At 60.4% G+C, this 18,839-nt stretch carries 15 protein-coding genes; 4 read left to right on the forward strand and 11 right to left on the reverse strand.

The features are described 5' to 3' along the window. Positions 1–19 precede the first annotated feature (19 nt). The 3 genes from ATI02_RS10590 to pmbA all read right to left on the reverse strand — a co-directional run bounded on the left by ATI02_RS10590 (position 20) and on the right by pmbA (position 3,381). Complete coding sequence (locus ATI02_RS10590; RefSeq protein ID WP_100846235.1) at positions 20–1,396, reverse strand: class II fumarate hydratase; 1,377 nt, start codon at positions 1,394–1,396, stop codon at positions 20–22. Next, positions 1,377–1,784: a FagA protein gene (locus tag ATI02_RS10595; RefSeq protein WP_095190848.1), complete on the reverse strand. Its 408-nt coding sequence runs from the start codon at positions 1,782–1,784 to the stop codon at positions 1,377–1,379. The genes ATI02_RS10590 and ATI02_RS10595 overlap by 20 nt, the downstream gene beginning before the upstream one ends. A gap of 250 nt (positions 1,785–2,034) precedes the next feature. Further along, a complete protein-coding gene (pmbA, locus tag ATI02_RS10600) occupies positions 2,035–3,381 on the reverse strand; it encodes a metalloprotease PmbA (protein WP_100846236.1) in 1,347 nt (448 codons plus the stop codon). Between the two features lie 108 nt (positions 3,382–3,489). Here pmbA and yjgA point away from each other — a divergent pair, with 108 nt between their 5' ends. Beyond that, a complete protein-coding gene (yjgA, locus tag ATI02_RS10605) occupies positions 3,490–4,014 on the forward strand; it encodes a ribosome biogenesis factor YjgA (RefSeq protein WP_007915377.1) in 525 nt (174 codons plus the stop codon). A gap of 102 nt (positions 4,015–4,116) precedes the next feature. Here the strand turns inward: yjgA and tldD are convergent, their stop codons facing one another. The 8 genes from tldD to mreB all read right to left on the reverse strand — a co-directional run bounded on the left by tldD (position 4,117) and on the right by mreB (position 15,287). Beyond that, a complete protein-coding gene (tldD, locus tag ATI02_RS10610; RefSeq protein ID WP_064387936.1) occupies positions 4,117–5,559 on the reverse strand; it encodes a metalloprotease TldD in 1,443 nt (480 codons plus the stop codon). 4 nt (positions 5,560–5,563) lie between these two features. Further along, entirely contained in the window at positions 5,564–6,424 is an 861-nt protein-coding gene (locus ATI02_RS10615; protein ID WP_100846237.1) for a carbon-nitrogen hydrolase family protein, read from the reverse strand. 34 nt (positions 6,425–6,458) lie between these two features. Continuing rightward, positions 6,459–10,265 carry a YhdP family protein gene (locus tag ATI02_RS10620; protein WP_100846238.1) on the reverse strand — a complete coding sequence of 1,269 codons (3,807 nt, stop codon included), beginning with the start codon at positions 10,263–10,265 and terminating at the stop codon, positions 6,459–6,461. Positions 10,266–10,340: 75 nt separating this feature from the next. After that, a complete protein-coding gene (rng, locus tag ATI02_RS10625) occupies positions 10,341–11,798 on the reverse strand; it encodes a ribonuclease G (protein ID WP_100846239.1) in 1,458 nt (485 codons plus the stop codon). Positions 11,799–11,855: 57 nt separating this feature from the next. Continuing rightward, entirely contained in the window at positions 11,856–12,452 is a 597-nt protein-coding gene (locus ATI02_RS10630) for a Maf family protein (protein ID WP_100846240.1), read from the reverse strand. A gap of 37 nt (positions 12,453–12,489) precedes the next feature. Next, entirely contained in the window at positions 12,490–12,981 is a 492-nt protein-coding gene (gene mreD / locus ATI02_RS10635) for a rod shape-determining protein MreD (RefSeq protein ID WP_095191341.1), read from the reverse strand. Continuing rightward, positions 12,981–14,108: a rod shape-determining protein MreC gene (mreC, locus tag ATI02_RS10640; protein WP_095191340.1), complete on the reverse strand. Its 1,128-nt coding sequence runs from the start codon at positions 14,106–14,108 to the stop codon at positions 12,981–12,983. Before mreC ends, mreD begins: the two co-directional genes overlap by 1 nt. A 141-nt stretch (positions 14,109–14,249) precedes the next feature. Beyond that, a complete protein-coding gene (gene mreB / locus ATI02_RS10645) occupies positions 14,250–15,287 on the reverse strand; it encodes a rod shape-determining protein MreB (RefSeq protein WP_002555108.1) in 1,038 nt (345 codons plus the stop codon). 211 nt (positions 15,288–15,498) lie between these two features. Between mreB and gatC the strand changes: the two genes are divergently transcribed. Genes gatC through gatB form a run of 3 tightly spaced genes read left to right on the forward strand, consistent with a single transcriptional unit; the run spans position 15,499 to position 18,710 of the window. After that, the gene (gene gatC / locus ATI02_RS10650) at positions 15,499–15,786 is read left to right on the forward strand and encodes an Asp-tRNA(Asn)/Glu-tRNA(Gln) amidotransferase subunit GatC (protein WP_007901429.1); all 288 of its coding nucleotides are present in this window, start codon (positions 15,499–15,501) and stop codon (positions 15,784–15,786) included. Positions 15,787–15,802: 16 nt separating this feature from the next. Beyond that, the gene (gene gatA, locus ATI02_RS10655) at positions 15,803–17,254 is read left to right on the forward strand and encodes an Asp-tRNA(Asn)/Glu-tRNA(Gln) amidotransferase subunit GatA (protein WP_095191339.1); all 1,452 of its coding nucleotides are present in this window, start codon (positions 15,803–15,805) and stop codon (positions 17,252–17,254) included. A gap of 10 nt (positions 17,255–17,264) precedes the next feature. Next, positions 17,265–18,710, forward strand: coding sequence for an Asp-tRNA(Asn)/Glu-tRNA(Gln) amidotransferase subunit GatB (gene gatB, locus ATI02_RS10660; protein ID WP_007915352.1), 1,446 nt, complete (start codon positions 17,265–17,267; stop codon positions 18,708–18,710). Positions 18,711–18,839: the final 129 nt, after the last annotated feature.

Raw genomic sequence — 18,839 nt, forward strand, 5'->3', positions numbered from 1 at the left:
TCCAAAGCGGTTGCGGAGATTACACGCCGCCAGCGGTGAGTTTCTCGGGGTTGAGCAACTCTTCCAGCTCGCTGCGCGACAGGTCGGTGTGTTCCAGCGCGACGTCGATGACAGGGCGGCCCTGCTTGTAGGCCTGCTTGGCGATTTCGGCGGCTTTCTGGTAACCGATGATCGGGTTGAGCGCGGTGACCAGAATCGGGTTGCGCGACAGCGCTTCCTTGAGCCGCGACTCATTGACCTTGAAGCTGGCGATGGCCTTGTCGCCGAGCAGGCGGCTAGAGTTGGCCAGCAGTTCGATGCTGCTCAACAGGTTCTGCGCGATGATCGGCAACATCACGTTCAATTCGAAATTGCCCGACTGGCCGGCGATGGTGATCACCGAGTCGTTGCCGATCACTTGGGCGGCGACCATGGCGGTCGCTTCCGGGATCACCGGGTTGACCTTGCCCGGCATGATCGACGACCCCGGCTGCAGCGCCTCAAGCTCGATTTCGCCGAGACCGGCCAAGGGACCGGAGTTCATCCAGCGCAGGTCGTTGGCGATTTTCATCAGCGACACAGCGATGGCCTTGAGTTGCCCGGAGACCGCAACGGCCGTGTCCTGCGAGCCGATCAGCGCGAACAGGTCTTTGCCTTCGGTGAACTGCACGCTGGTGAGCTGGCTGAGCTGGCGGCTGAAACGCGCGGCGAATTCAGGATGCGCATTGATGCCAGTGCCGACTGCCGTGCCGCCCTGCGCCAGCGATTGCAGGCTTGGGAGAAGATCCTGGAGATGACCGATGTTGGCCTTGAGTTGTTGCGCCCAGCCGTTGAGTACCTGGCTCATGCGCACCGGCATCGCGTCCATCAAGTGCGTGCGCCCGGTTTTGACGTGGTGATGAACTTGCCCGGCCTTTTGTTCGATGACTTGCACCAGATGCAGCAGCGCCGGCAGCAACTGTTCGTGCAGGGCCAACGCCGCACTGACGTGGATGGTGGTCGGGATGATGTCGTTGCTGCTCTGGCCGCAATTGACGTGATCATTCGGATTGACTGGCTCATCGAGAAGACGGCTGGCCAACGTGGCGATCACTTCGTTGGCGTTCATGTTGGAGCTGGTGCCGGAACCGGTCTGGAAGATATCCACCGGGAAATGCCGCATGAAATCGCCTTCGAGCAAGCCTTGGGCGGCATCGCTGATGGCTTTGCCCTGGGCAGCGCTGATCTGGTTGAGTTCAACGTTGGCCCGGGCGGCAGCGGCCTTGGCGAGAATCAGCGCGCGGATGAACTGCGTCGGCATCGGCTTGCCGCTGATCGGAAAGTTATCCACTGCGCGCTGGGTTTGCGCGCCGTAGAGAGCGTCCACCGGCACCTGCAGTTCGCCCATGCTGTCGCGCTCAATACGAGTCTTGGTCATCAGTAAATCCTTGCACCAGTTCAATAAGAGGAATCGAGGGTTGCAACTCGCAGGTCGCCAGTTGCCAGGTGTAACGCTGCCAGCGTTTGAGCCGGCAATTGCACAGCGACAGGCGCTCCATTTCACGCAATGGGCGCCAGGCTTGATCGAGACAGAGGCTGCGCCAGTGCCACGGCAACGCAATGTCGGTGGCTGTGTCGAGCAGCAATCGGAAAGAGGTTTCAGCGATCGTCCACGGGGAAGTTGCCGTACAGCAGGCCAGATACCGACCTTCAGCCAAGTAGTGTTCGATCAGGCGCGGTTCGTCGGGATCCATCGCGCAACGGATCTGGCGACTCATCCAGCGCCAGCTTTCGAGATACGGCTGCTCGTGCAAGGCAGAACTCATGATTCGGGGCCTGTCCGATAATGAGATTTATTATTAGATGATAATGAGAAGCAAAACAAGAGTGCCTGGTTACACAGGCTCCATTGTGGGAGCGAGCAGGCTCGCGAAGGCGTCGCGTCAGTCGCCGCTGTGGTCGGCTGTTAAATCGCTTTCGCGAGCAGGCTCGCTCCCACAGGGTTTTGTGTGGAGCCAAGAAAAAAGGCGCGCCACCCGATGAGGTGGCGCGCCTTTCTTGTCTGACCGCTGGGACTTAGCTGCCCGCGACGGTCATCCGTTCGATCAATACCGAACCGGTGCGGATGTTGCTGCGCAACTCCAGATCATTCCCCACCGCAACGATCTGCTTGAACATGTCGCGCATGTTGCCGGCGATGGTCACTTCCTGCACCGCGAACTGGATTTCGCCGTTCTCGACCCAGAAACCCGCCGCCCCGCGCGAATAGTCGCCGGTGACCATGTTCAGACCATGGCCCATCAGCTCGGTCACCAACAGCCCACGACCCATACGGCGCAACAAAGCGGCCTGGTCTTCATCGCCATGGGTGACAAACAGGTTGTGTACACCGCCGGCGTTGGCGGTGCTCGGCATGCCGAGTTTGCGCCCGGAATAAGTGCCAAGGATGTACGAGACCAGCTCGCCCTTCTCGACGAACGGTTTGGCGTAAGTCGCCAGACCGTCACCGTCATACGAAGCACTGCCCATGGCACGCATCAAGTGCGGACGCTCGTCGATGGTCAGCCATTCCGGGAACAGCTTCTGCCCCAGCGTGCCTTCCAGGAACGAAGATTTGCGATACAGGCTACCGCCGGAAACAGCTGACAGGAAGCTGCCGAACAAACCGCCTGCCAGCTCTGCGGAAAACAGCACCGGCACTTCGCAAGTCGGCACCGGACGCGCGCCCAGACGGCTCGCCGCCCGTTGTGCAGCGCGTTGACCGATGCTCACCGGATCCGCCAGCAAAGTGCCCTGACGGCTCACGTCATACCAGTAATCGCGCTGCATCTGGCCATCGGCCTCGGCGATCATCACGCAGCTCAGGCTGTGCCGGGTCGATGCGTAGCCGCCGATGAAACCGTGGCTGTTGCCATACACACGGCAGCCCTGGTGGGTACTGAGCGTGGTGCCGTCGGCGTTCTTGATGCGCGCATCGGTATCGAAAGCCGCCGCTTCGCAAAGCAAAGCCTTCTCGATGGCTTGTTCCGGGGTGATGTCCCACTCATGGAACAGGTCGAAATCCTGCAGGTCCTTGGCCATCAACGCCGCATCGGCCAGACCCGAGGCTTCGTCCTCAGAGGTGTGCTTAGCGATGGCCAGCGCCGCCGCAACGGTTTCGCGAATCGCATCGGGACCGGTGGCGGACGTGCTGGCCGAGCCTTTGCGCTGACCGACATACAGCGTGATGCCAAAGCCCTGATCACGGTTGAACTCCACCGTTTCGACCTCGCGCTGACGCACCGAAGTCGACAGGCCCTGCTCCAGCGACACCGCGACTTCGCAAGCACTGGCGCCCTGCCGCTTGGCTTCAGCAATGATCTGCTCGACTTGCTCTTGCAGTGCCGGCAATGCCTGCGGGCCGACGCTTTCAACTGCACTCATGCTGTTCTCCACTCAAATTCTGCTTTCGGCTGGGGCCATCGAGCGACCGGGCCGGACAAGCGGCCCCCGACTGGTTATCATGGCGGCGTTTCTTTGCGGACTGCCACCATGGTTGATTCTTACGACGACTCCCTCGATACGGGAGAAAAAAGCAAATCTCAGGTCAAACGCGAGCTGCATGCTCTGGTTGACCTTGGCGAGCGCCTTACAACACTCAAGCCCGACTTGATCGCAAAACTGCCGCTGACCGACGCCATGCGCCGTGCCTTGGCCGATGCGCCCAAACACACCGCGAACATCGCGCGTAAGCGGCACTTGCAGTTCATCGGCAAACTGATGCGCGATCAGGACACTGACGCGATTCTGACGCTGCTCGATCAACTCGATGCCTCGACTCGTCAGTACAACGAGCGTTTCCACAATCTCGAACGCTGGCGTGATCGCCTGATCGCGGGCGACGACGCCGTGCTGGAGAAATTCGTCGTCGAGTACCCGGACGCCGATCGCCAGCAACTGCGTTCCCTGATCCGTCAGGCTCAGCACGAGGTTGCGCAAAACAAACCTCCTGCCTCGAGCCGCAAGATCTTCAAGTACATCCGTGAGCTGGACGAGACTCAACGCGGTCTGCGTTGATACCTCGCCCCTGTAGGGGCTGCCGCAAGCTGCGATCTTTTGATCTTGTTTTAACAATCAAAGTCAAAAGATCGCAGCCTTCGGCAGCTCCTACACGTTTGTTTATGCGCCCGTCCCCCCCACGGTGATCGCATCGATTTTCAGCGTCGGCTGGCCAACACCCACCGGCACCGACTGCCCATCCTTGCCGCACGTGCCCACACCGCTGTCCAGCGCCAGATCGTTACCGACCATCGACACCCGGCTCATCGCCTCGGGACCGTTGCCGATCAACGTTGCGCCTTTGACCGGTGCGGTGATCTTGCCGTCCTCGATCAAATAAGCCTCGCTGGTGGAGAACACGAACTTGCCGCTGGTAATGTCGACCTGACCGCCGCCGAGGTTGGCGCAGTAGATACCTTTCTTCACCGACGCAATGATTTCCGCCGGATCGCTTTCGCCGCCAAGCATGTAGGTGTTGGTCATCCGTGGCATCGGCAGGTGCGCGTATGATTCGCGACGACCGTTGCCGGTGCGGGCCACGCCCATCAGGCGCGCGTTGAGCTTGTCCTGCATGTAGCCCTTGAGTACGCCATTTTCGATCAGCGTGGTGCATTCGGTCGGGGTGCCTTCGTCGTCGACGCTTAGCGAGCCGCGACGACCGCTCAGGGTGCCGTCATCGACAATGGTGCAGAGCTTGGACGCGACCATTTCGCCCATACGCCCACTGTAGGCGGAACTGCCCTTGCGGTTGAAGTCGCCTTCCAGACCGTGGCCGACCGCTTCGTGCAGCAGCACGCCAGACCAGCCCGAACCCAATACCACCGGCAAAGTACCGGCCGGCGCTGGAATCGCTTCAAGGTTCACCAGCGCTTGACGCAGTGCTTCACGGGCATACCCCATGGCACGGTCTTCAGCGAGGAAATAACGGTAGTCGGTACGCCCGCCGCCGCCATGGCCGCCGCGCTCGCGACGACCGTTCTGCTCGACGATCACACTGACGTTGAAGCGCACCAGCGGACGCACATCGGCAGCCAGGCCACCGTCGGTGGACGCCACCAGAATCCGCTCCCAGACCCCGGCCATGCTCACACTGACTTGCTGGATACGCGGATCGAGAGCGCGAGTGGCGACGTCGATGCGCTTGAGCAACTCGACTTTCTCGGCACGCGTCAGCACTTCCAGTGGATTGTCCGGCGCATACAACTGGGCGACGTCCTGAGTGCTGAACGCCTGCACCGTACCGTTTTGCCCGGCGCGGGAGATCGAACGGGCCGCGCGCGCCGCAGCGCCGAGGGCTTCAAGAGTGATCGCGTTGCTGTAGGCGAAACCGGTTTTCTCACCGGACTGCGCACGCACGCCGACCCCCTGGTCGAGGTTGAAGCTGCCTTCCTTGACGATGCCGTCTTCCAGCGCCCAGGACTCGGAGATCTGGCCCTGGAAATACAGGTCGGCAGCATCGATGCCCGGGCCGGCCAGGTCGCCGAGCACGCCTTGCAGGCTCTCGATCGTCACGCCGCCGGGCGCCAACAGGTGATCACTGACTGAGGACAACAACTCGCTCATAGGTTTACGCCTTAAATTCATGTTCTGAAGCAGGTCGCTGTGCGCCCTGCGAGAAAAACCGCCGATGACGCGTCACCGGCATTCGCGTCCTGATGGACGCCTGTTCATCGCTATCGCGTTCGGCCAACAACACCGCCTCGCCTTGATCCTGACTGGTCAGCACGCGGCCCCACGGGTCGACAATCGCCGCATGCCCAAAGGTTTCCCGCGGTCCCGGATGGATCCCGCCCTGCGCAGCCGCGAGCACATAACACTGAGTCTCGATGGCCCGCGCGCGTATCAGCACATCCCAATGCGCCGCACCGGTCACCGCGGTGAAGGCTGACGGTGCGGTAATCAACTCGGCACCGGCAGCGCGCAATTCGCTGTACAGCTCCGGGAAGCGCAGGTCGTAACACACGGTCAGACCGACTTTGCCAACCGGTGTATCTGCAACCACCACGCCACCGCCATAAGCATAGTCATCGGATTCGCGGTAACGCCCGCGATTGTCCGCCACGTCCACATCAAACAGGTGCAGCTTGTCATAGCGTGCAACGGTTTCGCCCTGATCATTGACCAGTAGCGAACAAGCATGGGACTTGGCCTCCGGTTGATCGACGGGCGGCAACGGCAACGTGCCGGCCACTATCCATAACTTGAGGTCGCGGGTGGTCTGTTTCAACCACGGCAGGATCGGGCCTTCGCCCATTGCTTCGGCACGGCCGATGTCGGCGATGTCGCGACGGCCCATGGCGGCGAAGTTTTCCGGCAGTACCGCCAGCTTCGCGCCACCGGCCGCGGCCTGCTCAAGCAGGCGTCGGGCCTGGGCCAGATTGGCCAGCACGTCACTCTGGCTGACCATTTGAATCACCGCTAAAGACATGGCCGCTCCTGCATGGGGGATAGGATCATGCTACTCAAAAAGGCTTGTCGAAAGTGATTTTCGGCTCTTTCCACGGGCCTTTTACCGTGTATTTAACACTGGCAAAGCGTGCCACGCGGTCACCGATCAGCTTGTCGATCAGGAACAGGGCACCGCCGACCGCCGGCGCACCGACGATCAGCGCGGCAATTGGCAGGTTGTTGGTCACCGGCAAGGTAACCAGCAATTTGGCATCAACCTGATCGCCGACCAGATCCAGCTTACCGTTCAACTCAATGTTGCTCGACGGCCCGGTGAGGCGAATCGGTTCGCGAGTGTTGTAGACGCCATGGTTGGCCACCAACAGGCCTTTGACCCGGTCGTAACTCAGGCCTTTGCCGAACAGGTCGGAGAAATCCAGACGCAGGCGACGGCCAATCGAGTTGAAGTTGAGCAAACCGAATACGCGCAACGCCTGCGCACCGCCCTCCACTTCGACAAACTGGCCCTTGTTCAGTGACGCATCAAGTGTGCCGGAGAAACGCTTGGTCGCCAGCCACGCCGGTGAGCCCGGCCAGCGGCCGTCGACGTCCATGTGGAACTCTTCGCTGGTCACGCTCGGGGCAAAGCCCCAGCCCTTGAGCACATCGGCGAGGTTCTTGCCGCCAATCCGCCCCTTGTACCAACTGCTGGTGGATCCCGGCGAGCCTTCCCAGCCACCATTGCCCTGCAACAGAATGCCTTTGAGCCCTAGATCCAGGTTGTTCAAGGCGATGCCTTTGGCAGTCGGACGAATCTTCAGCGACCAGCCGCCAACCAGATCCTGCCCCTGGAACAGTTGATTGATGGTGATATCCAGCGCCGGAATTTTCGTCGGATCAACCGATGCCAGTGGATCGGGTGCATTCTCGTCCGCCTGCACCGTCGGATCCGGCGCAGGCAAGCGCACGTATTGCAGATTGACCGCAATCGGCACGCCTTTGGCGTCCGGCAGATTGGCGGTGCCTTTGGCCTGTTGACTATCGAGCGCCAGGGTCCAGGCTGCGGGCTTGCGGTTCAACTGCACGGCCGCCTGATCCAGAGTAGTGCCGAACGCGGTCAGTTTACCCACCTTGAAGTCAGCACCACTGAGCAGTTGTTTGGCATTGCCGCCCGGATCCTGCCCGACATACTTGTTGGCCAGATCCTGCCACGGTGCGACATCCAGCTCCGACAGCACACCGCGGATCCGCAGACCTTTGCCAGCGGGCAGCACGGCTTCGCCAGCACCGAGGAACAACTCGCCACGACCGTCGGCAAAATTGGTCGGCGGCGCGGCAAACGTGAAGTTCGCCAGTTGGTCGTAATTGACCCAGTAACGTCGCTCTTGCCCTTGCAGCGTCATGCGGAACACCGTGTCACGCCCGACATCCGCCGCCATGCCAAACGGTGCTGGCAGATCCACTGCGACGCCCTTCATGCCGGAACTGACCATCAATTGGCTGTCCGCACCATCAAGATTCAGTTGTAGCTGGTACGCAATCGTCCCGGACACCGGCAACGGCTGGGTGACGCCCAGCCAGTCGGTGAGCTTTTTCACCTCGACCTGTCCCGACGCGGCGACCCGGGTCTTGAGCTTGTTGGCACTGCCGTCGGCGAAGATTTGCGCAGTCACCGGTTTGTCGAACGCCCGCGCGCTGATGTTCTGCCCGCTGAGCCCCTTGGTGCTGTCGAAACGGAAGTCCCCCTTGAGTTGGGTCAGTTCCAGCTTCGGCTCAGCCAGTTTCAGTCGTGCATTGGCGGTCTTGAAGTCGACCAGAATTTTTGGCTGGTCGCCGCCCTTGTCCAACGGAATATCCAGTTTCAACTTGCCTTGCAGATCGCCCGCGCCTTCCCAACCTGCGAAGGTTTCACCGGTGCCGATCGGCGCATCCTGAAGAATCTTCAAGCCATCGCCCAGCCCACCGGCAAACGCGCCATCGAGATACATGTGGGTATGCTGACCGGCAGGCACATGGGGAATATTGACGAAAACGTCGCTGACCTGAGTGTCGAGCAACTTGCCCTTGTTAGCCCAGATCCGCACCCCGCTGCCTTCGATGAACACATCACCGCTGACATTGCTCACATGCGGCCAGCCCGGCTGGAAGGCCAGTTCGGCATCGTGCACCTTGAAAAACAGGCTGATGCTGCGACCGGCCTCCCCGGCGTTCTTGCTCAGCGAACCCTGGTACTGGAAGAAGCCCTGATCCACCGCCCCCTTGAGGATTGCGGTGCGTAACCACTCATCGAGGGCTGGACTGAGGACTTCGGGCAAGTACTTGGCGGTGTAGCGACCATCGCCTTCGACCAGACCGACCCGCAGGTCCATGTAGTCTTCCTGGCTGTGGTCGAAGTGCAGGCGGATCAGGAAATCACCGGCAATCTTGCCCTCTTCGCCCAGCACTTTCAGATAGGGCGCAATCAGGGTGAAACCATCTTTATCAAGCTTCCAGGTCAACCGCGCGTTGGCCTGAATGTACTGCCATGGCTTGGCGAAAATCGGATCGAGGTGCAGGACAAAATCCTTGCTGTCCATGCGCAACTCGCCACCGTCGAGATTGCCACTGAGACTGCCGCTGACATTTCGCGCCGCCGGAGCGCCGTGATAGGCATCGAAACCGACGCTGTCGAGGTTCGCGGCAAAACCGAATTTAGTGCCGTCAGTAGCGTTCGGGCGGAAATCCAGCAACACTTTGCGCAGCCCGCCCGTCACTTTCAGGCGCTCGACCACCGTGGCGAAACCTTGCGGCAACGGCCCCAACGCATTGAGTAACGGGGTGATCGGCGTCAGATCGAGACGATCCGCCTGCAAGTGCCAGAGCTCATCGACCTTGTCAGAGGCCCGCGTCTGCTGCACCTGGACGTGCGACTCCCAACGGGTTTCGCCGAAGTTCATCGCCAGCGAATCGAGCGTGACGGTCGCACCTTGGGCGTTATTTTCGTAGTAAGCATTGAGTGCCAGATTGTTGATCTGGATCGGCTTGCGTTCGGCGTAGGCGCCGGTCACTTGCGGCGCGTTCAAACGCAGCGCCGCACTTTGCAAAGTGCCTTGAGCCCAGTTCACCCAGAGCTCGCCGCCGGCCTTGATCTCGGAGAAATTCCATTGCCGGGTCAAGCGCTCCGGCAGCCACTTCGACCAGTCGCTTTGCGGCAGGCTGGCGTAGCCTTCCACTGTGCTGTCCTGCCACTGGCCGGGGCGGATTCGCGTGCGCAAGTTCAACGCAACCGGTTGGCCATCAGGCAAGGTCAGACGGGCATCGAGACGCTGACGGCTGGCACCGGTTTTCAGATTGAGGCCGACGTAGGTGAGGGTCATCGGCGGGTGATCGAGCGGCTGCAAGGTCACCTGACTGTCGAGCACCGACAGTTGCTGAATCATTTGAGAGCGATTGAACAGTTGCTCCGGATCGAACGGTTGATCCTTCTGCACCGGCAAGCCTTCCAGCACCCAACTGCCGTCCTCGGCTTCCTTGAGGCTGATTTTCAGCCCGTTGAGTTCCAGATGGGCGATACGCACCTGGCGGGCCAACAGGCTGGCCCACAGATCCGGCACCGCACGCACCCGATCAAGACGCAAGGCATTGGCACCGTCGCCGACCATCACATCATGGGCGAGCAGGATCGGCGCGAATCCGCTCCAGTTACCTTCCAGCTCGCCGATCTGCAACGGCATGCCGAGGGCGGCACTGGCCTTGTCTTCGATGTCGGCGCGGTATTCGGCCACTAGCGGCGTCAGTTCACGGCCCAGACTGACGTACAACGCCATCAACACCAGAACCAACGCGCACAAGCCCAGCCCCCAGCGGGTAATAGCGGCCAAAATGCGTGTCAGACGGTCCATGTCAGTTGGCTCCCATGGCAAAAATACTGCGAAAAGCTGAGGCCAGCCGCGGTGGAAATAAGGTGATGCAGGGGTTCAGAGCAGCACCACGTCATATTGTTCCTGGGAATACATGGTTTCCACCTGGAAGCGTATGGTGCGACCGATAAACCCTTCAAGCTCGGCGACGTTACCGGACTCTTCATCAAGCAGCCGATCGACCACTTTCTGGTTCGCCAGCACGCGATAACCCTCGGCCTGATAGGCCCGGGCCTCACGCAGGATCTCGCGGAAAATCTCGTAACAGATGGTTTCCGCAGTCTTCAGTTTGCCGCGCCCCTGACAGCTGCTGCACGGTTCGCACAGCACTTGCTCAAGGCTTTCGCGGGTGCGTTTGCGGGTCATCTGCACCAGACCCAACTCGGTAATCCCGATGATGTTGGTCTTGGCGTGATCGCGCTCCAGTTGTTTCTCGAGGGTTCGCAGCACTTGACGCTGGTGCTCTTCATCTTCCATGTCGATGAAGTCGATGATGATGATCCCGCCCAGATTGCGCAGGCGCATCTGCCGGGCAATCGCGGTGGCCGCTTCCAGGTTGGTCTTGAAGATGGTTTCTTCGAGATTGCGATGGCCGACGAATGCTCCGGTGTTGACGTCGATGGTGGTCATGGCTTCCGCCGGATCGACCACCAGATAGCCGCCGGACTTCAGCGGTACTTTGCGCTCCAGCGCTTTCTGGATTTCGTCTTCAACCCCGTACAGATCGAAAATAGGCCGTTCGCCCGGGTAGTGTTCCAGACGATCAGCGATTTCCGGCATCAGTTCGGCGACGAACTGTGTGGTTTTCTGAAAGGTTTCCCGAGAATCGATGCGGATCTTCTCGATCTTAGGGCTGACCAGATCACGCAATGTGCGCAAGGCCAGACCCAGATCTTCATAGATAACACTCGGCGCACCGATGGTCTTGATTTGTTCGTTGATTTGATCCCACAGGCGTCGCAGGTAGCGGATGTCCATGAGGATTTCATCAGCCCCGGCGCCTTCGGCGGCGGTCCGCAGAATAAAACCACCCGCTTCTTTGATGCCTTCTTTGGCCACACAATCGCTGACCACTTGCTTGAGGCGTTCGCGCTCGGCTTCGTCTTCGATTTTCAGGGAAATGCCGACATGGGCCGTGCGCGGCATGTACACCAGATAGCGCGACGGGATCGACAATTGCGTGGTCAATCGCGCGCCTTTGGAGCCGATCGGGTCCTTGGTGACTTGCACCACCAGGCTCTGGCCTTCATGAGCCAGCGCGCTGATGCTCTCCACTGCCGGCCCCTCACGCAGGGAAATTTCCGAGGCATGAATGAACGCTGCACGGTCCAGGCCGATATCGACGAACGCCGCTTGCATACCCGGCAGCACCCGGACAATCTTGCCTTTATAAATGTTGCCGACGATCCCGCGTTTTTGCGTGCGCTCGACGTGGACTTCTTGCAGCACACCGTTTTCGACCACCGCCACGCGCGACTCCATCGGCGTGATGTTGATCAGAATCTCTTCACTCATGGCAGGATCTCGTTCAGGCATGTTCACGATAATGGCCGCATCTTGTTCGTACGACGCTCATTGCGCGTTCAGGTTTTGCCAACAGGGTATGCCGAAATCGCTCAGCAGTTCTGCGGTTTCGCACAAAGGTAACCCGACCACCGCCGAATAGCTGCCGTTGAGCCCCGCGACAAACACCGCCCCGAGGCCCTGAATGCCGTAGCCACCGGCCTTGTCCCGGGGCTCGCCACTGGCCCAGTAGGCCTGGGCTTCTTCGCGACTGATCGGCCGGAACCGCACCAGACTGCGCACCACCCGCGACTCGCACCGCTCACTTTCAAGCACTGCGATGGCAGTCAGCACTTCGTGCTCCTTGCCAGACAACATCATCAGCATGGCGCATGCATCGGTGGCGTCCACCGGTTTACCAAGAATTTTGCCGTCGAGTACCACAGCGGTATCGGCCCCCAGTACACAGAATGCCTGCTCGGAAACGACCGCGCGCTGCCCGGCCTCAGCCTTGCCATGTGCAAGGCGTTCGACATAGGCCGCTGGCGATTCTTCGGGTAACGGGGTTTCATCGATGTCCGCGCTGATGGCGGAGAACGGAACGCCGATCTGCGTGAGTAACTCACGTCGACGCGGCGACCCGGAGGCGAGGTAAAGCGGCTTCATCAAAACATCTCCCTGTTCAGTGCCCTGCTTCACCGGATCAATTGATTTTGTAGCGGCGGCGCAATCCACGCAGGGCGAAGCTGACCCAAGGCCAGAGCAAGGCGCTGACCAGTGCCGGCAGCACCAGCGCCAGGGTCGGCTGACGGTTGCCGGTCAAGGCACTGAGCCACAGCTGCACCAGTTGCGCGAGACCGAAGATCACCAGGATCACCAGACACTGCTGCCACATCGGGAACATACGCAGGCGCTGCTGCAATGACAGCACCAGGAACGTGATCAGCGTGAGGATAAGCGCGTTTTGCCCAAACAGATCGCCTTGCAGCACGTCTTCGGCCAGACCCAGGCAAAACGCCGTGACCATACCGACCGTTTGCGGCATGTATAACGCCCAGAACGTCAGCAGCAAGGCCAGCCATAGCGGGCGCAGTATTTCCATGAAAATCGGTAACGGCGAGACACTGAGCAACAGGCCGATAACAAACGTCAGCCAGACCATCCAGCCATTTCGAGAGGCTTTTACACCGACCATTATTCTCGTCCCCCAGTGGTGGCTGGCGCCGTGACCGGCGGCTTGGCGGGTGGCTTGCTGGCTGCTGGCGCAGAGGCCGGAGGCTTTGTCGCTGTCGGTGCAGTGGCAGGCGGTTTGCTCGCGCCAGGTTTGACCGGCGTCGCGGCGGGCGCTGTGGCGGCCGGTACCGGTTCGGCCGTCGGCGTTGCGGCAGGCGCAGGCATGACCAACGGTCTCGAAACGTTGACCGGCTGCATCGGGCCGCCACCATGAGCATCCAGAGCTTCTTGAGCCTGCGCGGCGTCGTTGGCGCGTTCCTCGGCGGTGCGCGAGTCACTGAACACCAGCAACAGGTAACGACTACGGTTCAATGCGGCGGTCGGCACGGCGCGGACGATTGCAAAGGGCTGGCCGGAGTCGTGAATCACTTCCTTGACCGTCGCCACAGGATAGCCGGCTGGAAAACGCTGGCCGAGGCCAGAGCTGACCAGCAGATCGCCTTCCTTGATATCCGCCGTGTCGGCTACGTGACGCAATTCCAGGCGCTCCGGGTTACCGGTACCGCTGGCGATCGCCCGCAGACCGTTACGGTTCACTTGCACAGGAATGCTGTGGGTGGAGTCGGTCAGCAGCAGTACACGGGAGGTGTACGGCATCAACTCGACCACTTGCCCCATCAGACCGCGCGCATCAAGCACCGGCTGACCGAGGACCACGCCATCACGCTCACCTTTATTGATGATGATGCGATGCGTGAAGGGATTGGGGTCCATGCCGATCAGCTCGGCCACTTCGACCTTCTCATTGACCAACGCGGAGGAATTGAGCAACTCGCGCAGCCGAACGTTCTGCTCGGTAAGGGCGGCAAGCTTCTGCATGCGCCCCTGCAACAGCAGGTTCTCGGTCTTGAGTTTTTCGTTTTCGGCGACCAGCTCGGTGCGACTGCCGAACTGGCTGGCGATACCGTCCCACAGCCGTCCGGGCAGGTCGGTGATCCAGTAGGCGTCCATCAGCACCAGCGACGCTTGTTTGCGAGCGGGCTTGAGCAGGTCGAAGCGGGCATCGACCACCATCAGCGCGACCGACAGCACGGCCAGCACCAACAGGCGCACGCCCAACGAAGGGCCCTTGGCGAAAAGCGGTTTAATAAGCCGCTCCTCCCAGGCAAATGTTCTGTTTATTCATACGGCATCAAACCGGCCTGGATGAAGACTGACAGAAGATAAACGCCAACAGGCAGCACTGCAAAGTGCTGCCTGTGCGCTCACCCACGTATTGCATTCGGCGAGTTATTCGCTCGAAAGCAGGTCCATGGTGTGCTTATCCATCATTTCCAATGCACGGCCACCGCCGCGAGCAACGCAAGTCAGCGGATCTTCGGCAACGATCACCGGCAGACCGGTTTCCTGTGCCAGCAACTTGTCGAGGTCACGCAGCAGCGCGCCACCACCGGTCAGCACCAGGCCACGCTCGGCGATGTCGGAAGCCAGTTCCGGCGGCGATTGCTCCAGCGCGCTTTTCACGGCCTGAACGATAGTGGCCAGGGACTCTTGCAGAGCTTCCAGCACTTCGTTGGAGTTCAGGGTGAATGCGCGTGGCACGCCTTCGGCCAGGTTGCGACCGCGAACGTCGACTTCGCGAACTTCGCCGCCCGGGTAGGCCGTACCGATTTCCTGCTTGATGCGCTCAGCGGTGGATTCACCGATCAGGCTGCCGTAGTTCCGACGCACGTAGGTGATGATCGCTTCGTCGAAGCGGTCGCCGCCAACGCGCACGGACTCGGCGTAAACCACACCGTTCAGGGAGATCAGCGCGATTTCGGTAGTACCACCACCGATATCGACGACCATCGAACCGCGCGCTTCTTCTACCGGCAGGCCGGCACCGATCGCGGCAGCCATTGGCTCTTCGATCAGGAACACCTCACGGGCACCGGCACCAAGGGCCGATTCGCGGATGGCACGACGCTCAACCTGGGTGGATTTGCATGGAACGCAGATCAGCACACGAGGGCTAGGCTGCAGAAAGCTGTTTTCGTGAACCTTGTTGATAAAGTATTGCAGCATCTTTTCGCAGACGCTGAAGTCGGCAATCACGCCGTCCTTCATCGGACGAATGGCAGCAATATTGCCCGGCGTGCGGCCGAGCATGCGCTTGGCCTCGGTGCCGACAGCAACGACACTTTTCTGGTTACCGTGTGTCCGAATGGCCACAACCGATGGCTCATTCAGGACGATACCGCGCTCGCGCACGTAAATAAGGGTGTTGGCAGTGCCCAGGTCAATGGAAAGATCGCTGGAAAACATGCCACGCAGTTTCTTGAACATGGGAAAGGGACCCTAGGCAACGCGTGGGTAAAAAAGTGCGGCAAACTCTAACAACGACAGGGATTTTGGGCAAGGCGCCAATATGTTAAATTGGCCGCTTTTCTGTGCACCAAGCCCCACAATCGCGGCCTTATGACCGTAGAAGTGCGGTAGTGTTCCGACAATCTAACACACGGACGCCGTCCGTTCTGTTTTCCACTGGAGAATCCCGATGGCGCTAGAACGCTCCGACGTGGAAAAAATCGCTCATCTGGCCTGCCTTGGCCTCAATGATGCCGATCTTCCGCACATTACTTCCGCCCTCAACAGCATTCTCGGGCTTGTCGACGAAATGCAGGCTGTTAATACCGACGGTATCGAGCCTCTGGCCCACCCGCTGGAAGCCAGTCAGCGCCTGCGCGCCGACGTTGTGACCGAGACCAATCATCGCGAGGCCTATCAGTCCATCGCACCAGCGGTCGAAAACGGCCTGTATCTGGTTCCGAAAGTCATCGACTAAAGGGAAAGAGCCTGTAATGCATCAAATGACTCTGGCCGAGATCGCCCGCGGTCTCGCCGATAAAAAGTTCTCCTCCGAAGAGCTGACCAAAGTCCTGCTGGCGCGTATTACCCAGCTCGATCCGCAGCTCAACAGTTTCATCAGCCTCACCCAAGAGCTGGCCCTCGAGCAGGCGAAAGCCGCCGACGTGCGCCGGGCCAACGGTGAGAGCGGCGCCCTGCTCGGCGCGCCGATCGCTCACAAAGACCTGTTCTGCACCCAAGGCATCCGCACCAGCTGCGGCTCGAAGATGCTCGACAACTTTAAAGCGCCATACGACGCCACCGTGGTCGCGAAACTGGCTGCTGCCGGTGCCGTGACTCTGGGCAAGACCAACATGGACGAATTCGCCATGGGTTCGGCCAACGAGTCGAGCTGGTACGGCGCCGTAAAAAACCCGTGGAACCTGGAACACGTGCCGGGCGGTTCGTCCGGTGGTTCGGCAGCCGCCGTTGCCGCTCGTCTGTTGCCAGCGGCCACCGCCACTGACACCGGTGGTTCGATCCGTCAGCCGGCGGCGTTCACCAACCTCACCGGCCTGAAACCGACGTACGGTCGTGTTTCGCGCTGGGGCATGATCGCTTACGCCTCCAGCCTCGATCAGGGCGGCCCGTTGGCACGCACTGCCGAAGACTGCGCAATTTTGTTGCAAGGTATGGCCGGCTTCGATCAGAACGACTCCACCAGCATCGACGAACCTGTGCCTGATTACTCGGCGAGCCTCAACGAATCGCTGCAAGGCCTGCGCATCGGTGTGCCGAAGGAATACTTCAGCGCCGGTCTCGACCCGCGCATTGCCGAGCTGATCCAGAACAGCATCAAAGAGCTGCAGAAGCTCGGTGCGGTGATCAAGGAAATCAGCCTGCCGAACATGCAGCACGCGATTCCGGCGTACTACGTAATCGCCCCGGCCGAAGCTTCTTCGAACCTGTCGCGTTTCGACGGCGTGCGTTTCGGCCATCGTTGCGAGCAGCCGAAAGACCTGATCGACCTGTACAAGCGCTCCCGTGGCGAAGGCTTCGGGCCTGAAGTACAGCGCCGGATCATGGTCGGTGCCTACGCACTGTCCGCCGGTTACTACGACGCCTACTACCTGAAAGCGCAGAAGATCCGTCGCCTGGTGAAGAACGATTTCATGGCTGCCTTTAATGAAGTCGACATCATCCTCGGCCCGACCACGCCGAACCCGGCCTGGAAACTCGGCGCCAAGAACAGCGACCCGGTCGCTGCCTATCTGGAAGACGTCTACACCATCACCGCCAACCTCGCGGGCCTGCCGGGCCTGTCGATGCCGGCCGGTTTTGTCGACGGTCTGCCGGTCGGCGTGCAGTTACTCGCGCCGTATTTCCAGGAAGGTCGCCTGTTGAACGTTGCCCACCAGTATCAGTTAAACACTGACTGGCACACCCGCACCCCAACCGGCTTCTGAGGAGACACACATGCAATGGGAAGTCGTGATCGGGCTGGAGATTCACACTCAGCTCACTACCCGGTCGAAAATCTTTTCCGGTAGTTCCACCACCTTCGGTTCCGAGCCGAACACCCAGGCCAGCCTGATCGACCTGGGCATGCCGGGCGTATTGCCCGTGCTGAACCAGGAAGCCGTGCGGATGGCGGTGATGTTCGGTCTGGCGATTGATGCCGAGATCGGTCAGCACAACGTGTTCGCGCGTAAAAACTACTTCTACCCGGACCTGCCGAAGGGCTACCAGATCAGCCAGATGGAATTGCCGATCGTTGGCAAAGGCCACCTGGACATCGCGCTGGAAGACGGCACCGTCAAACGTGTCGGCATCACCCGCGCACACCTGGAAGAAGACGCCGGCAAGAGCCTGCACGAAGAATTCAACGGTGCCACCGGCATCGACCTGAACCGTGCTGGCACGCCGCTGCTGGAAATCGTCTCCGAGCCGGACATGCGCAGCGCCAAGGAAGCCGTGGCTTACGTCAAGGCGATCCACGCGCTGGTGCGTTATCTGGGCATCTGCGACGGCAACATGGCCGAAGGTTCGTTGCGTTGCGACTGCAACGTGTCGATCCGTCCGAAAGGCCAGGTTGAGTTCGGCACGCGTTGCGAGATCAAGAACGTCAACTCGTTCCGCTTCATCGAGAAGGCGATCAACTCCGAGATCCAGCGTCAGATCGAGCTGATCGAAGACGGCGGCAAAGTGATCCAGCAGACCCGTCTTTACGATCCGAACAAGGACGAAACCCGTCCGATGCGTTCGAAAGAGGAAGCCAACGACTACCGTTACTTCCCCGATCCGGACCTGCTGCCGGTGGTCATCGAAGAGTCGTTCCTCGGTGAGGTGCGCGCCACCCTGCCGGAACTGCCACCGCAAAAACGCGAACGCTTCCAGAGCCAGTTTGGTCTGTCGGCCTACGACGCCAACGTGCTGGCCACCAGCCGTGAGCAGGCGGATTACTTCGAGAAAGTCGCAGCCATTGGTGGCGACGCCAAACTGGCAGCGAACTGGGTCATGGTCGAGTTGGGCAGCCTGCTCAACAAGCAAGGCCTGGACATCGACGAGTCGCCGGTTTCCGCTGAACTGTTGGGCGGCATGCTGCAGCGCATCAAGGACAACACCATCTCCGGCAAGATCGCCAAGGTGGTGTTCGAAGCGATGGCCAACGGCGAAGGCAGCGCCGACGAGATCATCGAAAAGCGTGGCCTCAAGCAAGTGACCGACAGCGGCGCGATCTCCGCGGTGCTGGACGAAATGCTTGCGGCCAACGCCGAGCAAGTTGAACAGTATCGTGCGGCTGACGAAGCCAAACGCGGCAAGATGTTCGGCTTCTTCGTCGGTCAGGCCATGAAAGCCTCCAAGGGCAAGGCCAACCCGCAGCAAGTGAACGAACTGCTGAAAAGCAAGCTCGAAGGCTGATCACAATGGAGCCAGATCCAAAGCCTGGCTCTATTCCCTGTGGGAGCGAGCCTGCTCGCGAAAGCGTCATGACGTCCAATAGAGATATTGAATGTGACGGCCTCTTCGCGAGCAGGCTCGCTCCCACAT

Source organism: Pseudomonas baetica (assembly GCF_002813455.1).
GTDB classification, from domain to species: domain Bacteria; phylum Pseudomonadota; class Gammaproteobacteria; order Pseudomonadales; family Pseudomonadaceae; genus Aquipseudomonas; species Aquipseudomonas baetica.